Source organism: Pseudovibrio sp. W74, from assembly GCF_001623085.1.
Taxonomy (GTDB): domain Bacteria; phylum Pseudomonadota; class Alphaproteobacteria; order Rhizobiales; family Stappiaceae; genus Pseudovibrio.
On sequence record NZ_LMCJ01000030.1, the window covers coordinates 1 to 230 of the forward strand.

At 52.6% G+C, this 230-nt stretch carries 1 protein-coding gene; it reads right to left on the reverse strand.

Translation table 11 applies throughout. From position 1 onward, the window contains the following. Positions 1-230, reverse strand: a 230-nt coding sequence (tssD, locus tag PsW74_RS18875; RefSeq protein ID WP_153042446.1) for a type VI secretion system tube protein TssD, incomplete at both ends; no start/stop codon positions are given.

Sequence of the window (230 nt, forward strand, 5' to 3'; positions counted from 1 at the left end):
GTGGTGAAGAAATGCTCCTGCTTGCCGGAAGAATTGGTGCGGTACCATTTGACTTCACACTTAGGCAGCATCTCACCGGAAACCAGCGCATTATAAAGCAGCGGGATGGACTTATTCATGGAGCAGGTGAACTTGAACGGAGTGTGCACGCGCTGACCAGCTGGCTGACCGGACTGGATATCACGAGGAATGATGACGGTGTGATCAATGGCCTGCACCATGATCTCGTC